Below are 16,810 nucleotides of genomic sequence, written 5' to 3' on the forward strand. Positions count from 1 at the left end.
CCCTTCCTATGTACGATAAAGGCAGTCGTCCGGCCAGACGCCGGGGCGTTACATCATGCCGTGATGCAGCAGCAATCGCCTCAGCTCGTCCAGTCCGGCGCACACCGCGTTCGGAAACGCCTCGGCACGGCGGCAAGACGATTCCCAGTCCGACGCCGAGCAGACGCCGGTCAACGTGAGCACGGACGGACAGCCCGCCCGAACGGCCGCGGCGATGTCGGTCAGCGGATTGTCTCCGACGACCCAAACCTGTTCGGCCGCGAGTCCTGCCCGCTTCAGGGCGTAATCCATCAAGATGGACGAAGGCTTGCCGATGACCGTCGGCTCATGCCCGGAGGCGGCGCGCAGCGCGGCCCCGATGCTTCCCGCGCCGGGGATTAAGCCGCCGTCCGAAGGCAGCGCGAGATCCGGATTGGTCAAGACGAATGCCGCTCCGGACCGGATCCGCGCGGACGCGGCGGCCAATTTGGCGTACGTGAGCAACCGGTCGATCCCTTGCACGACCAGATCCGCCCGTTCGCCGATATCCGCCGCCTCGTCCAGCACGCGGATGCCGGCTTCGGCCAACGCTTGCTTGAGACCCGGTTCACCGATCACGTATGCGGCCGCCCCGGGAAACTCGGCCGCGGCATAGTCCGCTGCGGCCAGAGACGAAGTCACGACCTGCTCGCGGACTGCCGGGATCCCCATCTCCCGAAGATGTTCCGCCACATCTTCCGGCGTGCGGGAAGAATTGTTGGTCACGAACCAATGCGGAACGCCCCGCTCGGCAAGTTGCGCGATCAAGCGGTCCGCGTCAGGCACCCGCTCCTTCCCCCGGTACAACGTGCCGTCCAAATCGAAAAGCAGGCCCCGGGGCTTCGGCAAGGGGGAAAGCAAGTTCCATGGCTCCCCCGGTAAACCTTCCGCGTTCATCCGTTCTGCCTCCATCCCCATATGGCTTCAACTTCGCTGCCGGCGGTGTCAGGAACGACCGGCCGGCGGTCCAACTTGCGCTTCAAGCGATCGATCCGCCGTACGAGCCGCGCTTTCTCTTCTTGGGCCGCCGAAGACGCCCGAAACGCGGACAATCGCCGGACGGTCAATTCCAGCGCAGTATTCGCGTACCGCAGCGCGAGCCCGTAATCTTTGGTTTTGTGTTCGTAGTACATCGCTAACTCCAAATGCGCTTCGATCCTCGGCAGCCGCGAGCTTTCCGCGAACGCGGCCGCTTGCTGCCAGAGCGCCAGCGCGCTCTCCAGGTTGCCGAGCCGCTTGTACCTGGCCGCGAGCGCCAGCCGCCAGCCGATCTCGCTGCCGTCTTCCGCGGGTTCCGGTTCCGCAGCCAGCAGATCGTACATCCTCATCGCATCCTCGCTTCGGCCGTGCTGCTCCAGCCAAGCGCCGGTCCGGAACCGTTCCTCCGCGTCGTCCGGCACGGGAACGGCATCCCCCAACCGGCCCGCGAGCAGGTGTCCGAAATGGACGGCCAGCGCGGCCAGCGTCAGCACGTCCTTCTCATTATGGACATAGACGCCCGAAAGATGCTCCGCGTTCCCGTCCGACAAGAAGCGCATGTACAGCTCGGGAGCCAGGGAGCCCGGCACGTCCTCTCCCCGGACGATGCCGAGCCTTTCCTCCTCTACCGTGCCGAGGCGGCAAGTCGGCAGCGTGTTTTTCCACAACGCGCGCGCCGGATGGAGAAAATCCAAATGCCCCGGTTCGGGCCCGCTGCGACGCCATCCGTTCAAGATGAACCGATTTGCCAGCACCGGCCAATCGAATGACCTTCCGTTGTAGGTGACCAGATGCGTCACGCCCTGAAACCGCGTCAGCAGCCAGGTCAGCATCGCCCTCTCTTCGCCGGGGTGACGGATCAGGGTCTGCTCGACCACGAACGCCCGGTCCGTATAGCGGCCGATCCCGATCATGAAAGGCACGTTGCCCGCGCCCACGCCAAGGCCGGTCGTCTCCGTATCCAAGAACAGCAAGCCGGCGGCTTGCGGCACGGGCGTCTCCCCGGGATCGGCCGGCACGCGGCGCGAACCTCTGCGGATGCCGTTCTGGCGGCACGCCACCGGATGCAGCAACGGGGCGACGCCGAACAGTTCCTCCAGTCCGCAGCGCCCATGCTTGTAAGGCAGCGGATAAACGATCCGCCGCAGCAGGAACGATCCGGCCTCGTTCGTCTCTTCCGTCACGCCCAACCGGCGAAAGCCCGGATGCAGACGATCTTCACCCGGCTGCGTGCCTGCAACTGCCGCCCCTGAATCCCCATCGCGTTCCGCCTGCGCTTCCGCTTCCCGGCTCGCCTCCGCCGCCCGGGCGGTTTGGCGCAGCCGTTCAAGCCGCTCCTTGAGCCCGCTCATGCCGGCGCTCCCGCGCTTTCCAGCAGCGACAGCGCCAAATCCTTGCCCAGCAGCCCGACTTCCTCGATCGGTCCGACGCAGGCCGGGCAGCCGCTTTGGCAGCCGCAGCCGCGGATCAGATGCCCGGCTTCCCGCAGGATATCGTCGTGCAGGTCGTACAGCCGCCGGCTGAGGCCGATGCCGCCCGGATAGCGGTCATAGAAATAGATCGTCGGCCGCTTATTATGGACGTCCTTCACTTGCGGCACGACGCGAATGTCGAGCGGATCGCACATGAGATGCAGCGGCGCCAAATGCACCAGAACGTTGGCCAGGCCGAGCAGCGCCATCTGCATGTCGTTGGCGGAGCGTTTCGCCGTCTCTTCCTCGGAGAAGGAGAACCAGTACCCGCTCGTATGCAGCTCTTCTTCCGGCAGGTGGATCGGACCGGAGCCGATGTTCTCGTGCGTGCGCAGGCGGATTTTTTTGAAAATGGTCGGTTTGGCCGTCACCATCACTTCGCCGTATTGCCGGAGCAGCGGACCGGATTCCCGCTCCTGGTCGACGTGCAGCACCTTCAGCTCCGTGGCCAGGTTGGCGTCGGTGAAATAGTCGACGTTGACCTCGCGCACGTAAGCTTTCTTCTCGGGGTAGTCCAGCTTCTCCACCTGGTATTGTACCCCTTCGTGCAAGTAAATCGCTTCCTCGTGGATGAGCGTCGGGGCGCTGAACCGGTCTACCTCGCCCAGCACGCGGTGCCCTTCCGTCATGTCGATGATGACGAAGTTCTCCTGCGCGGCGGAACGCAAGGAAATATTGTGGGCGGGGAATCCCTGCTCCATCCAGTACCATCTGCTGCCGACCCGATGCAGCACCTTCTCCTCCGCCAGAAACTCGAGCAGGTCGGACAGCTTCTCCTCGCCGAACGCGTCGCCTTCTTCGAAAGGCAGCTCGTAAGCGGCGCATTTGACATGGTCGAGCAGGATCAGCAGATTGTCCGGGTGAATGCGCGCTTCCTCCGGCGGCCGGCCCAGAAAATAATCCGGGTTCTGGATCAAATACTGGTCGAGCGGATTCGAGCTGGCGACGAGGAACGTGATCGAGCTCCCATGCCGCCGCCCCGCCCGGCCCGACTGCTGCCACGTGCTCGCGATCGAGCCCGGATAGCCGTTCAGCACGCACGCCTGCAGTTGGCCGATGTCGATGCCGAGCTCCAGCGCGTTCGTGCTGACGACGCCGCGGATTTCCCCGCTGCGCAGCCCGCGTTCGATTTCCCGCCGCAGCTTGGGCAAATATCCGCCCCGGTAGCCGCGGATCGATTTCGGACCGAGCTCCCGCTTCACGAGTTCCTGCAGGTAGGTGAGCAGGATTTCCACCCGAACGCGGCTGCGGGCGAACACGATCGTCTGGATTCCGTCCTTGAGCAGCAAGCCTGCGAGCCTCTGCGATTCCAGCACGCTGCTGCGGCGGATGCCCAACTGTTTGTTCACGACGGGAGGATTGTAGAACACGAGGTGTTTCTCGCCCGCCGGAGCGCCGTTATCGTCGTTGAGAAGGGTCGGTTCGCCGATCAGCCGTTCGGCGTGCTCCTTCGGGTTGCGGATCGTCGCGGACGCGCACAGGAACTGCGGGTTGCTGCCGTAAAACCGGCAAATCCGCTTCAGGCGCCGGATCACGTTCGCCACGTGGCTTCCGAATACCCCGCGGTACGCATGCAGCTCGTCGATGACGATGTACTTGACGTTTTCGAACAGCTTGACCCATTTCGTATGGTGCGGCAGGATCGCCGAATGCAGCATGTCCGGGTTCGTCACGACGATGTGGCCGGCGTTGCGGATGACCTGCCGGACCGTCGGCGGCGTATCTCCGTCGTAGGTATGGGTCTTGATATCGACGTCCATCAGGTTCGCCATTTCCTGCAGCTCGGCCACCTGGTCCTGCGCGAGCGCTTTCGTCGGAAACAAATACAGCGCCCGGGCGCTGTCGTCGCTTAAGATCGCTTGGAGCACCGGCAAGTTGTAGCAGAGCGTTTTGCCCGAGGCGGTCGGGGTCACGGTGACGACGTTGCGACCCGCCGCCGTGCCGCGGAACGCCGCCGCCTGGTGCGTATACAGCTCGCGGATGCCCTTGGCGGCGAGCGCGCCCGCGAGCTTAGGATGGATCTCGCCCGGCATCGGCACGGTGCGCGGCGGCTTCGCCGGCTGCGTATGCCAGAACGTCACGTTTTCCATGATTTCCGGCCGGGCGCGAAGCTCGGAGATCCACTCCTCCATCGATTCGGTTTTGCCCGTCAATCGGTTCACGTTTCTTCCGCCTCCCATGGTCGTTTTCCGTTTCGCGTTCCTATGTAAACGACGCTTCGATCGGATCAAAGTGCTATGCCGCGTTTCTTGTATTGTACAGAATATATGTTCGCACGGCAATCGATCCTCGAGGGGATTCGATATTTCCCGCCAAACGGTCCGGACGTGCGCCAGCCGCAGCTTTTTGGATGCCATTCTTCCGAATTGCCGCACAATTTCGACAAGTTAGCCTCTTCCATGCCGTCAATTCCGCCTCCGAATCGCGCCGATTCCCCCGGACATGACACGGCGTGTCGGGTTCTGCGCTTTCCCGGGAAAAGTTTTTCGTTTCCGCATAAAGCCGAACGCGGGATGCCATCCTATCCCACGGGTTCAAGCATCCTTATCACCCCATTAAAGGAGCGGAATATGATGGCCAAGCCGGACGACCGTTCGGACAACGTGGAAAAGCTGCAGGACATGGTCCAGGACACGATCCAGAACCTCGAGGAATCCGAAGAATACCTGGATGAGCACGGCGAAGAGATCGCTCCCCAAGAGCGGGAAGCCATCCGGCAAAACAACGAGAATCGCCGCCAAAGCATCGAGGGCTTCCGCGAAGAAATCAAAGACGAAGCCCGCGAATAAAAACCAGAGGCAAGCAAACGGGAGATCTCAGCGCGGAGACCTCCCGTTTTTTCTGCCCGATTTCCTTACGTTTTTTCCACGTTGAAGTACTGCGCCTCCGGATGGGCGAATACCATCGCGGAGACCGACGCTTCCGGGTCCATCATGAAGCCTTCGGTCAGCTCGACGCCGATATCCTCCGGATGCATGAGCTCGAACAGCGGCTGCTGCATTTCCAGATCCGGGCAGGCCGGATACCCGAAAGAGACGCGGATGCCCTGGTAGCGGGCCCCGAACCGCTGCTTCATCGTCATTTCGAGGGGATCGGGGAAACCCCAACGGTCCCGCATGAGCTGGTGCACCCGCTCCGCCAGCCCTTCCGCCGTCTCAAGCGCGGAAGCCAGCAGCGCGTGGGAACGCAGGTAATCCCCGCTTTCCTTCCAGATCTCCGCCTGCGCGCGGGCTCCCGGCCCCGCCGTGACGACCAGGAAGCCGACCGTATCCATGACGCCGCTGTCCACCGATTTGAGGAAATCGGCCAGACAGAGGAACGGCTCCACCTGCTGCCGGGGGAACGAGAACCGTTTCAGAACGGTTCCCGGATGTTCCGGATCGTAAACGAGAATGTCGTTGCCGTCCGATTGCGCCGGGAAGAAGCGGTACATCGCCTGCGGCTTCAGCCAGCCCTTGCTCTCGGCTTCGCGGAGCAGTCCGTCGATCGTTTCCTTCAGCTGGACCGTCCGTTCGTCTCCGGCCGCCAGCAATTCCTCGACGTTGCCCTTCAGCCCCAAGTGGTGACCCATCAGCATCTGCATATTCACGTACGGATACACTTGGGACAACGGAACGTCCCTTAGCACGTGCCGCTCGAAATCCGGCGCGCGGAACACCGGGGCGTCCTGCGAAACGTTCGAGCGGCGGGCGCGGGTCAGCTCCGGCAAATCTTTCGGCTTCTCCGACTCATCCGCCAGCTTGGCCAATGCGGCACGCTGCTCTTCGGCGATGCGGGCCTTCTGCTCGGGATCGCTGAGCTGATTGGCCAAATCGAGCCCTTCCATCGCGTCTTTCGCGTACAGCACGATGCCTTCGTACTCGGGCGCGATCCGCGTTTTCGTGAACTTGCGGGTGAGCGCCGCCCCCCCCACGAGAATCGGCACGTCGATGCCCGAGGCGCGCAAATCCTGGGCGGTGAGCACCATCTGCTGGGCCGACTTGACGAGCAGCCCCGACAAGCCGATCGCGTCGGGTTTCTCGGCCCGGTACGCTTCGATCAATTGCTCCGGCGGCACCTTGATGCCGAGGTTGATGATCCGGTAGCCGTTATTGGAAAGGATGATCTCCACCAGGTTTTTGCCGATGTCGTGCACGTCGCCCTTTACGGTGGCGAGCATGATGGAGCCTTTGGTCGCCGACTCGTTCTTCTCCATGTGCGGTTCAAGATGGGCCACGGCGGCTTTCATGACCTCGGCGCTTTGCAGCACTTCCGCGACGATCAGCTCGTTGTTGTTGAACAGGCGGCCCACTTCCGACATCCCGTCCATGAGCGGACCGTTGATGATGTCCAGCGGCGCGTATTTTTGCAGCGCTTCGTCGAGGTCGGGAATGAGGCCTTCCTTGCTGCCTTCCACGACGTAACCCGCCAGCCGTTCTTCGAGCGGCAGGTCGGTTTTCTTTTCCTTCTTCTCGACCTTCTTCTCCCGGAACGCGGCGACGAACGCGGCAAGCGTCTCGTCGTTCGTGTCGTACAGCAGCTCCTCCGCCAGACGCCGCTCCTCCTCCGGAATCGAAGCATAGCGCTCCAGCTTTTCGGTATTGACGATGGCGTAGTCCAGTCCGGCTTTCGTGCATTCGTACAGGAAGACGGAGTTCAGCACCTCGCGGCCCGCTTCCGGCAAGCCGAACGAAATGTTGCTGATGCCCAGGATCGTCTGGCACTTCGGCAGCGCCTGCTTGATCAGGCGGATGCCCTCGACCGTCTCCTTGGCGGAGCCGATGTACTGTTCGTCTCCCGTACCCACGGGAAACACGAGCGGGTCGAAAATGAGGTCTTCCGATTTCAGGCCGTACTTGTTCACGAGCAGGTCATGGGACCGGATCGCGACCTGCAGCTTGTCTTCGCGGGAGATCGCCTGCCCCCGTTCGTCGATCGTGCCGACGACGACCGCGGCGCCGTACCGGTGAATGATCGGAACGACCTTTTCGAACTTCTCCTCGCCGTCCTCCAGATTGATCGAGTTGATGATCGATTTCCCTTGGATATACTGCAAGGACATATCGACCACGGCCGGATCCGTCGAGTCGATCATGAACGGGACTTTGACTTTCTTGGTCACGAAGGACAGAAACTCCTTCATGTCGGACGTCTCGTCCCGGTCCGGGTCCTGCAGGCACACGTCGATGACGTGCGCGCCGTTCTTCACTTGGGCGCGGGCGATTTCGGACGCTTCCTCGTACTTCTTCTCGGCGATCAGCCGCTTGAACTTGCGCGAGCCGAGCACGTTGGTCCGTTCGCCGACCATATAGGGCCGGTTGGCGTCCTCGATATACACCGTCTCGATGCCGGAAACCGCGGGCGGGTGTTCCCCTTCCACGCCGCGGGGCGACATATCCTTCATGGCTTCCGCCATCGCGGCGATATGGGCCGGCGTCGTGCCGCAGCAGCCGCCGACCACGTTGAGCCAGCCTTGTTCGGCGAATCCACGCAGCTTCGCGGCAAGCGATTCCGGCGTCTCGTGGTAATGGCCGTTCTCGTCGGGCATGCCCGCGTTCGGATAACAGCTGACCGCGGACCGCGCGATGCCGGACAACGTCCGGATATGGTCCCGCATGAACTCCGGCCCCGTCGAACAGTTCAGTCCGACCGAAATCGGCTTCAGGTGCTCCAGCGAAACATAGAACGATTCGATGTTCTGGCCGGCCAGCGTCGTCCCCATCGGCTCGATCGTGCCGCTGATCATGATCGGAAGTTCGATGCCGGTATCGCGGAACGCGTCGCGGACGCCGATGCTGGCCGCTTTGACGTTGAGCGTGTCCTGGCTCGTCTCGATGAGGATGCAGTCGACGCCGCCTTCGATCAGCGCGGCCGCCTGCTCCCGATAGCTGTCGACAAGCTCCCCGAACGTGATGCCGCCGGTGACCGAGAGCGTTTTGGTCGTCGGTCCGATCGCGCCCGCCGCGTAACGCGGCCATTGTTCCGTCGAATATTTGTCGCAGGCTTCCCGTGCCAGGCGGGCCGCCGCGAGATTGATTTCCTTTGCCTTCTCCGGGATGTCGTACTCCGCCAGCACGACGCTGGTGGCCCCGAACGTATTCGTCTCGACGATATCCGCCCCGGCGGCCAAATACGCCTCATGAATGCCGGAAATGACGTCCGGACGGGTCAGGACGAGCATCTCGTTGCAGCCTTCCAGCGCTTCTCCCCCGAAATCGTCGGCCGTCAAGCCGGCTTGTTGGATCATGGTGCCCATCGCGCCGTCGAGGATCATGATTTTACGTGTTAGTCGTTCCTGCAGTGCGGGTTTCCGCATGCGGCATCTTCCTTTCCCAATCCGGTCAAGCCTTTGCGCCGATAACTATGCCTTAGTGTAGCAGAATCGAAAATGGATGAAAAGAATGAAAACCGCACAATTCCTAGCGAACGCGTAGGAATTCACGTCGACAATCTCGATCAATTCCACTATAATCAAATTACAGTCGAAGTTGACCGGCGTATATGCCGCATTTCTATGGAGAAGGAAGGGATTCGCGATGGCGGAGATTCGCATTCGCAACACGAACGAACGCATCGCAGGAGATGAGAAAGTCAAAGCATTCCTGGACGCTCAAGAGGTGCTCTACGAACACTGGGACATGGGCAAGCTTCCGGCGAATTTGAAGGAGAAATTCGTGCTTTCCGACGAGGAGAAAGCGGAAATCCTTAACACTTTCGATCCGGAAATCCGGGATTTGGCCGCCCGCCGCGGCTATCAGATTTGGGACATCATCACGCTGTCGGAAGCGACGCCGAATCTGGAAGAGCTGCTGAAGAAGTTCGAGTCCGTCCATACGCATACCGAAGATGAAATCCGCGCGATCACGGCCGGCAAGGGCATCTTCATCATCAAGGGCAAAGGCGACGTCGGCTATTTCGACGTGGAGCTCGAAGCCGGGGACGTCATCTCCGTTCCGGAGAACACCCCTCACTTCTTCACCTTGATGGAGAACAAGAAAATCGTCGCCGTCCGCCTCTTCATCGAGAAAGACGGATGGATCGCCAAGCCGTTCGACGATCCGGCATTCGTATCGGCATAAATACACCCGGCACTAACGTAACGGGCGCTCCCGTCGTCACGATGACGAGGGAACGCCCGTTTTTTAATGCCGTTAAAGATCATAAAATGATTCCGTCGAATTACAGCGTCTCCAGGATATCGAACAACGGCAGCAGGTTCGGCGCCTCGAATGCGGGCACGATGCTGTCATCCCTCGTCACGCCATGGCGGTTAAGCCACAAATTGCGCATCCCGACCCGATTCGAACCGAGAATGTCGGTCGTGAGCTTGTCCCCCACCATGATCCCTTCGGACGCTTCGATGCCGAGCAGCTCCATCGCATGCCGGAAAATCGACGGCGCCGGCTTGCCTTCCCCGAAATCGCCGGAGATCACGACGTGGTCGAAATATCCGGCCAATTCCGGCACGCCGTCCAGTTTTTCCCGCTGAAGGTCGGGCGCCCCGTTCGTCAGCAGCAACAGCTTGTATTCGCCCTTCAAGCGGTTCAGCGCTTCGAACGTTTCGTCGTATACGAGCGGCCTGGACCTGCGTTCCGAAACGAAGGCTTCCCCCAGCCTGTAACCCAGGTCGGGGTTGTCCACGCCGACGGCGTTCAAGCCCCTCGTCCACGCTTCCGTCCGGTAACCGGGCGCCAATTCCTGAAGACGGCGGAATTCCGGCCGGCTCCCTCCGGTAAAACGCGCCCATAACGCCTCGAAAGGATTGATCCCGATCATCTGCGTGAACAGGAACGTCTCGTAGGTTTGGTACAAAGCCCGAGCTTCGCGCCGAACCGCTTCCTCCAGTTGGTCCGGCCGGATGGACGGGACCTCTCTCGCGGCCATCGCGCACACGGCCTCGAAGCTTTCCTTCACGCTCCGGTCATCCCAGAGCAGCGTGTCATCCAAGTCGAACAAAACCGCCTTGACCGCCATCTTCCAGACTCCTCACTTTGCCTTGACTTCAAACTCGATATGATGCTGATCCGCGAAAGCTTTCAGCCGCTCCCCCATCCGTTCCGTCGGGAACCGGTTGATCATCCGCGAAAACACCCAATTGGCGCCTTTGATCGACTCGATCACCACATACCCCGGAGACAGCACGATTTTGCGGATTTCTCCCGGACGGAGCGTTTTGTAACCGGTGAATTTCCGGGTTTCGAGCGTATCGCGGGTCACGGCCAAATACGGGCGGCGCATGAAATAGAAGAAGGCCAGCAGAGCATAACAGCCCAAAGTCACCCAGAACATCGTGACGTCCTGTTCGAGATCCGTCGCCCAAGGAGCGAACATGACCACGTAAAAGACCATCAACAGCACCAATAGGACCGGGAAAATATAGTTGCGTCCCTGATACTTATCCGCCTGTTTGACCTTGGCGGTCACGGAAGGTTTCCCTTCCTTCTTGCGGCGCTTGTCTACTTGTTTCGCGTTGCGTTGCACCATTCGTTCCCAAGAGCGGGACATGAAGCTCCTCCTGTTCTGCGGCATCCCTTCCGGAATGTTCCTGGCCACCTGAATAACAATCTATACGTCAATGCGGCAGCGACGGTTTCTCGTCCGTCCATTCGATGCTGTCCAGCTGCCGGCGGAAGTTGCTTTTGAAAATTTGCAGATACTGTCTACGGAGCCGTTCGCGTTCGGCGAGCTCCTCATCGTTCAGCCCGACGGTTTTATGCTTGCGTGCCAACTCGTTGATCCTGGCCACCAATTTCTCCACGGGGAATCCTCCTTTCAAGCATCCCTTCTACTTTGACACTCGCATCCCCGTGCTGTCAAGGCGAAAAGGATCAAAAATAGCGAGCCCCTTTATAAAGGAACCCGCCGATTCGATAAACGATTCATCCGATGATCCAGCGATTTTGGGAACCGTCGTTTCCGTTTCCGGACCGATTGAATAATATACCTTGCAGGAACGGATGACATGAAATGGTTGGAGGTTTGTATTCGTGGAACTCCTCATGTGCAAAGGCAAAATCCATCGGGCAACCGTGACGGAAGCAGACCTTGATTATGTGGGCAGCATTACGATCGACGAGACCCTCATGAAGGCAGCCGGAATCCTTCCCTATGAGATGGTCCAGATCACGAGCCTGAGAAACGCGACAAGATGGAAGACCTATGCGCTCCCCGCCGCGGCAGGGAGCGGCAGGATCTGTTTGAATGGACCTCCCGCTCATCTATTCCAGCCCGGGGATAAAGTCATCATTCTGAGTCTTGGCAAGTTTGAACGCGGTGAGGCCTTGAAACTGCAACCGAAAGTGGTCTTTGTTGATGATGGAAATTCCATAACGAACATTCAAACCCACAGCATTGCTTATCTCTCCGAGCAAACCGCTTCTGAAAGTCCGTCTGAATGAATGGCATCCGGCTTATTTTCTTAGGGTGTTGATGAGGTCATGGAGATTCGTTAACAATGGAATATTCGATGTTCCTGCCAATGTTTCGTAAGGGAGCGCATGGGCTGTATTGAAAAGAACGACTTGATCGTCCTGACCGAACCAGCCTTCTTCATTTAATCTCAGCAAGCCTGCCCATGTCGCTGCCCCCTCCGGAGAAGCGGAAATTCCACGGTTGCCAAGCATACGCCGCGCTTCCTCGATTTCGCCGCGGCTTACCGCTACTGCCGTTCCCTCCGTCTCTTTCAAAATTCGTAATAACAGCACGATATCGGGCGGATGAGGAACGCGCATGCCTGTCGGGGAAGCCGCCTCAGCCGAATCAACCTGTTTGCCCAATGCGCGAACCAACGGCGCGCACCCGATTTCCTGCACGCTAACAAAGCGCGGCATAGGTCCTTGAATGAACCCGAGTTCCCGTAACTCCTTGAAAGCCTTCCACATGCCGATGATTCCGGAGCCGCCGCCTGTCGGGTAAATAATCACCGTCGGCAGCCTCCACCCCAGTTGCTCCGCCAATTCGAACCCCAACGTCTTCTTCCCTTCGACGCGTCCGGGCTCTCTCAGCGTGGAGACCGATGTCCAATCGAAGATGTGCTTGTAGGATTCCACCCATTGTCCTGCGTGTTGAATGAGGCCTTTTACTCTAAACGTATGGGCACCGTACCGTTGGCATTCCCGAATGATCAACGGCGGGCAGTCCTCGGGAACGAATACGATCGAATCGATTCCCGCGCACCCTGCGTAAGCGGCCAAGGCTGTACCTGCATTACCGTTGGAAGCAATCGCGGCCCTGCGAATTCCGCGTTCTTTCAGCAGCGAAACAGCAACCGATAATCCCCGTGATTTAAAACTGCCGGTCGGATTGAGTTCTTCGCGCTTCATCCATAACTTCCGAATCGAGAGCGGGATTCGGCTTACGTCGATCGGAGTAAGCGGTGTCCAGCCTTCTCCCAGTGATACGATTGACTGGGGGGACTGGACCGGGAGCAATTCCCTGTATCTCCACATCGTAGTCGCCCGATTGACAATCGATTGTTGCGTTAATGTTTTTCTAACGTACTCCAAATCATAATCAACCAGAAAAGTACTGCCGCATTCGCAGGTTAATTCCTCATAAGTGAAAGGCTTCTGCTTCCCGCATCCTGAGCAAACCATCCCTGCACGTGTCATATTTCCCTCCCATGACCTTATCCGATGTGGAAATATTCGGTGCTTTTATACCGTATCGTATTACGTCGGACCCGATACAGGAACGGTAAACACCCGGCATCCCGCCCAATTCGTTATTTGCGACGGCAGCCTTTAAAATTTTGCCATCGTTTTTATGGATCTAGTTTGATGTCACTGCCATGATCTGAAGTAAGTACATAAAATTGAATAGTTCAAAACCAACATTGAAGGAGAAAATCCATGACCAAAAGAGGAAAATACATGAATATGCAGGTTATGGGACGGGATGCGTCCATTCGTCATTCCTTACCGGAGACAAGGATCTTCACGAGCAAAAACTTGCACGAGATGATCAATAAATATAGAACCGTTATCGCCAAACCGAATTTCGGAACCGGAGGGGCCGGGGTAATCAAGGTATCCCGAATAAACGGCGGAAAGTATGCCGTCCATTTTGGAACGACGAATCGGGTCATTACAGGCAATACGAGCGTATTGGCTTATCTGAGAAGGTTTGCAAAGGCCCAACCCTACATCGTGCAACGTTACGTTTCTTTGGCAAAGGTAAACGGACGTCCGATCGATGTGCGCGTAATGGTTCAGAGGAAAACGGGAGTCCCATGGACCGTGACGGGCAAAATTGCCAAGGTCGCCGGACCCCATCACATCATCACGAACGTGGCACGAAGCAGGGGTTACGTTCTTTCGGCCAGGGGGGCATTAACCAAAACTTTTTCAAGGAAACAATCCGAGGTCATTCTTAAAAAGTTGGACCGGATCTGCCTGCGAGCGGCCCGACAGATTGGAATCGCCTATGGGAGAAGAACGCTCGGCTTCGACATGGCTGTCGATCGCAAGGGAAAAGTATGGGTTTTGGAGGCCAATCCAAAACCGGCCATCGGGTTCTTTAAGAGACTGAAAAACAAGAGTTACTACCGGCACATTTTGCGATTGGCTCCTTCGAAGGAATATCACAGGTACTTTACGGGCAAGGTTTAATCCGAGAACAATAGCAAAAGCCTCTTGGCACCGGATGGGGATCCAAAGTGCCAAGAGGCTTGTCTGCTAGAACTTTACGATCGAATGACGAACGCTTTGGTCATTGCAAACTTAATTTGCTTTAACCCGTGCAGCGGCAACATAATGATTCTTCCAATATCCTACGTTCAGGTTGCTGATGGTAACATCGTATTTGGGACTCAGATTGTGAATGAATTTCCCATTCCCGATATAAATGCCGACATGCTGGATTCTATCGTATTTCGTCGTTCGATTGGCGGTCGACGGAACCGAGAAGAATACCAAATCCCCGGCGCGCAGCTGGCTCTTCGAAATTTTGATCCCGTCCACGTACTGCTTTCTGGCTCCCCAACGAAGGTTAATGCCTTCTTTCTTGTACAAATACTTCGTGAACGAAGAGCAATCGAACCACATCTTGGAAGTATCGTAAACCCCCCAATGATATTGGACTTTGCCTTGAAGCCGTTCAGCATTGGCAATAATATGTTGTGCCTCGACCGTTGTCAACACTTTGGCCGTTGCGGCATGGGCTGCATAAGGAGTAAGCATCAAGCTTCCGAACAATGCCATACCGATCGTAGTTCCGATAACTTTACGCGTGATATTCATGTGATGTTATGCCTCCTAGTTGTTTGATTTGGTGTCGGCAGGACCTAATATAACACAGATACGACAGAGGTTTGGGCTCCATATATTTCTACGAACTGCTCACGTGTAGGCGGCAGAAGGGTTTCTCTTTGATTATTAAAAAAAGATTAGAATCGCTTTCACCGTAAAAAACCCCTTGGCACTGGATGCAATGATCCAATGTTCCAAGGGGCTTCCAACGAGACTAAACGTTCATCAATCTGAATTTACACGCGCACGTATTTCGTCATTGTGGTGACATATCCGGCCTTGCCGTTTTTATCTTTGATTTGGTACCACCATGGATTGACTTTTTTTACGATCGTAAAGGTTTCTCCCGTCTTTAAGTAGCGATATCGATTGCCCTTCAGCGAGGGGCTGTCCAAAAAGGCGACCGATTTCACGACCGTCCCGGTTTTCGATACGGCCGTGCTGTTATTGGAGGAAGCGGAATCGTTAGACGAAGCCGAAATGTTAGACGAAGCCGAATCGTTAGACGAAGCCGAATTGCCGGTTGACGGAGCAGGTGTCGAGCTTGCAGGCGCAACCACGCGCGCAGCCGCTACGTAATGCGTATTCCACCAACCGGATTTGATGCTGCTGATTCGGACATCGTATAGAGGACTGATATTTTGAAGCACTTGGTCGTTTCCGATATAAATGCCCACGTGTCCGATTTTATCGTAGGTACTTGAATATTTGACGGTTGCGGGGGTAGAAAAGAATACCAGGTCTCCCGGACGAAGCTCGCTTCGCGAAATTTTAATGCCGTCCGCGTATTGCAAACGCGCTCCCCAACGCAGGCGGATACCTTCTTGGGCATATAAATACTTCGTAAAGGAAGAACAATCGAACCACAGCTTAGAAGCGTCATTCACGCCAAAATGATATTCAACCTTGCCTATCAATTGTTTCCCATGTGCAATGATATCTTGGGCTTCAGCCGAAGTGAGGACCGCGGTACCCGTCGCGGCATAGGCTGACGGATTGGCGATGAAAAGACTTCCGGTTAAAGCCAGACCAAGCGTGGCTCCGATCATCTTACCCATAATTTTCTTTGGATGCATTGGCTGTTATTCCTCCCAGTAGTAGAATCTAGTTGCTATGTAATGACTATAACATATAGACCTCCTTCGTCTTTGTTCCAAAATCTGCTACAACGACCCCCTCCGAGACGTCGCGGAATACAAAAAAAGCCCATCCGCCTCCCTGCCAGGGGAGCGAATGGGCTCAGATGAATCAGCTAAATTTTACCCGTAAAATGTCTATGATATTGCGTTGTAGGGGCAGTAGCCAGAATCTGATGGTAATAACTCTTATCTTTCAACCTCTTAAAGAATGCGATAGCGGGTTTTTCGTTCGCTTCGAACACCCATGTATTCCCTTTACGGTCAACAGCCATGTCAAAGCCGTATGTTCGAATCCCATATGCCATTCCCAACTTTCTGGCCGCGCGCAGGCAAATTTGTTCCATTCGATTCAGAATTGCCTTAGAACGGCTTTTCGAAAATGTATGGGTTAATGCGCTTATTGCCGGAAGAACATACCCCTTGCTTCTTGCCGTATTCGTGATGATCCGATTAGGCCCGGCAACTTTGGCGAGTTTACCGGTGATGGTCCAAGGAACGCCCTTTTTTCTCTGTACCATGATACGCAAGTCGAATGGGCGGCCTTTTACTCTACACATGGAAATGTAACGTTGTACGATGTAGGGTTTACGCGAAGTATACGGTCTCAAAAAATCCAACGCGGCTGTTTGACTGGAGAAGACTCTCCGATTCGTTCCAACATGAATCAGGTATTTTCCCGAAGATCTTCGGGACACTTTGATTACCCCTGCACCGCCTAAACCCCAATTCGGCTTGACGATTACGGTCCCATACCGGTTAATCATCCGATTAAAGCTTTCCCCTGTGAAAAATTTCGTATCCGGGATCGATGAACGAACGAAGGGATCCGTTTTCATTATCTGAGCATACGCGTATTTCCCTCGTTTCCTCAAGATACGGCCTCCAATTCATGTAAGAAGTCATTTGCATGTTTATCATATGGTTTTCTAACGGTTCTGATTGAGCCATCAGACCATTTCATAATCAGGTCTCGGCT

Annotated in this window: 15 protein-coding genes; 4 read left to right on the forward strand and 11 right to left on the reverse strand. The window is 57.0% G+C overall.

Translation table 11 applies throughout. The features are described 5' to 3' along the window. Positions 1–48 precede the first annotated feature (48 nt). Genes PTZ19_RS00260 through PTZ19_RS00270 form a run of 3 tightly spaced genes read right to left on the reverse strand, consistent with a single transcriptional unit; the run spans position 49 to position 4,630 of the window. Positions 49–915 (reverse strand): TIGR01457 family HAD-type hydrolase, encoded by an 867-nt coding sequence (locus PTZ19_RS00260; RefSeq protein ID WP_276351412.1) that lies wholly within the window; start codon positions 913–915, stop codon positions 49–51. Continuing rightward, positions 912–2,348: a ribonuclease H-like domain-containing protein gene (locus PTZ19_RS00265; protein WP_276351413.1), complete on the reverse strand. Its 1,437-nt coding sequence runs from the start codon at positions 2,346–2,348 to the stop codon at positions 912–914. The genes PTZ19_RS00260 and PTZ19_RS00265 overlap by 4 nt, the downstream gene beginning before the upstream one ends. After that, positions 2,345–4,630, reverse strand: coding sequence for a DEAD/DEAH box helicase (locus PTZ19_RS00270; RefSeq protein WP_276351414.1), 2,286 nt, complete (start codon positions 4,628–4,630; stop codon positions 2,345–2,347). The genes PTZ19_RS00265 and PTZ19_RS00270 overlap by 4 nt, the downstream gene beginning before the upstream one ends. A gap of 411 nt (positions 4,631–5,041) precedes the next feature. On the opposite strand from PTZ19_RS00270, the gene tlp reads away from it, so the two are divergent. After that, positions 5,042–5,257 (forward strand): small acid-soluble spore protein Tlp, encoded by a 216-nt coding sequence (gene tlp, locus PTZ19_RS00275; RefSeq protein ID WP_276351415.1) that lies wholly within the window; start codon positions 5,042–5,044, stop codon positions 5,255–5,257. Positions 5,258–5,322: 65 nt separating this feature from the next. On the opposite strand, the gene metH is transcribed toward tlp, so the two are convergent. Beyond that, positions 5,323–8,763, reverse strand: a complete 3,441-nt coding sequence (gene metH, locus PTZ19_RS00280) for a methionine synthase (protein WP_276351416.1) — start codon at positions 8,761–8,763, stop codon at positions 5,323–5,325. 220 nt (positions 8,764–8,983) lie between these two features. Between metH and PTZ19_RS00285 the strand changes: the two genes are divergently transcribed. Further along, positions 8,984–9,526, forward strand: a complete 543-nt coding sequence (locus PTZ19_RS00285; protein ID WP_276351418.1) for a 1,2-dihydroxy-3-keto-5-methylthiopentene dioxygenase — start codon at positions 8,984–8,986, stop codon at positions 9,524–9,526. A gap of 100 nt (positions 9,527–9,626) precedes the next feature. Here the strand turns inward: PTZ19_RS00285 and PTZ19_RS00290 are convergent, their stop codons facing one another. The 3 genes from PTZ19_RS00290 to PTZ19_RS00300 form a co-directional block, all read right to left on the reverse strand. Further along, positions 9,627–10,421, reverse strand: coding sequence for an HAD family hydrolase (locus PTZ19_RS00290; protein ID WP_276351420.1), 795 nt, complete (start codon positions 10,419–10,421; stop codon positions 9,627–9,629). Between the two features lie 12 nt (positions 10,422–10,433). Then, complete coding sequence (locus PTZ19_RS00295; RefSeq protein WP_276351422.1) at positions 10,434–10,952, reverse strand: hypothetical protein; 519 nt, start codon at positions 10,950–10,952, stop codon at positions 10,434–10,436. Between the two features lie 67 nt (positions 10,953–11,019). Beyond that, complete coding sequence (locus tag PTZ19_RS00300; protein WP_276351424.1) at positions 11,020–11,205, reverse strand: DUF896 domain-containing protein; 186 nt, start codon at positions 11,203–11,205, stop codon at positions 11,020–11,022. A gap of 229 nt (positions 11,206–11,434) precedes the next feature. Between PTZ19_RS00300 and panD the strand changes: the two genes are divergently transcribed. Then, complete coding sequence (gene panD / locus PTZ19_RS00305; RefSeq protein ID WP_276351426.1) at positions 11,435–11,845, forward strand: aspartate 1-decarboxylase; 411 nt, start codon at positions 11,435–11,437, stop codon at positions 11,843–11,845. Positions 11,846–11,857: 12 nt separating this feature from the next. Here panD and PTZ19_RS00310 read toward each other — a convergent pair whose 3' ends face one another. Further along, positions 11,858–13,057 carry a threonine synthase gene (locus PTZ19_RS00310; protein ID WP_339329277.1) on the reverse strand — a complete coding sequence of 400 codons (1,200 nt, stop codon included), beginning with the start codon at positions 13,055–13,057 and terminating at the stop codon, positions 11,858–11,860. 240 nt (positions 13,058–13,297) lie between these two features. On the opposite strand from PTZ19_RS00310, the gene PTZ19_RS00315 reads away from it, so the two are divergent. Then, the gene (locus PTZ19_RS00315) at positions 13,298–14,056 is read left to right on the forward strand and encodes a YheC/YheD family protein (RefSeq protein ID WP_276351428.1); all 759 of its coding nucleotides are present in this window, start codon (positions 13,298–13,300) and stop codon (positions 14,054–14,056) included. Between the two features lie 111 nt (positions 14,057–14,167). Here PTZ19_RS00315 and PTZ19_RS00320 read toward each other — a convergent pair whose 3' ends face one another. The 3 genes from PTZ19_RS00320 to PTZ19_RS00330 all read right to left on the reverse strand — a co-directional run bounded on the left by PTZ19_RS00320 (position 14,168) and on the right by PTZ19_RS00330 (position 16,706). Beyond that, positions 14,168–14,686 (reverse strand): C40 family peptidase, encoded by a 519-nt coding sequence (locus PTZ19_RS00320; RefSeq protein WP_276351430.1) that lies wholly within the window; start codon positions 14,684–14,686, stop codon positions 14,168–14,170. A 245-nt stretch (positions 14,687–14,931) separates the two neighbouring features. Next, a complete protein-coding gene (locus PTZ19_RS00325; protein WP_276351432.1) occupies positions 14,932–15,771 on the reverse strand; it encodes an NlpC/P60 family protein in 840 nt (279 codons plus the stop codon). A 176-nt stretch (positions 15,772–15,947) separates the two neighbouring features. Then, on the reverse strand, positions 15,948–16,706 hold the full coding sequence (locus PTZ19_RS00330) for a YheC/YheD family protein (RefSeq protein ID WP_276351433.1): 759 nt from the start codon (positions 16,704–16,706) through the stop codon (positions 15,948–15,950). Positions 16,707–16,810 lie beyond the last annotated feature (104 nt).

The organism is Cohnella caldifontis (assembly GCF_029360585.1).
GTDB classification, from domain to species: domain Bacteria; phylum Bacillota; class Bacilli; order Paenibacillales; family Paenibacillaceae; genus Cohnella; species Cohnella caldifontis.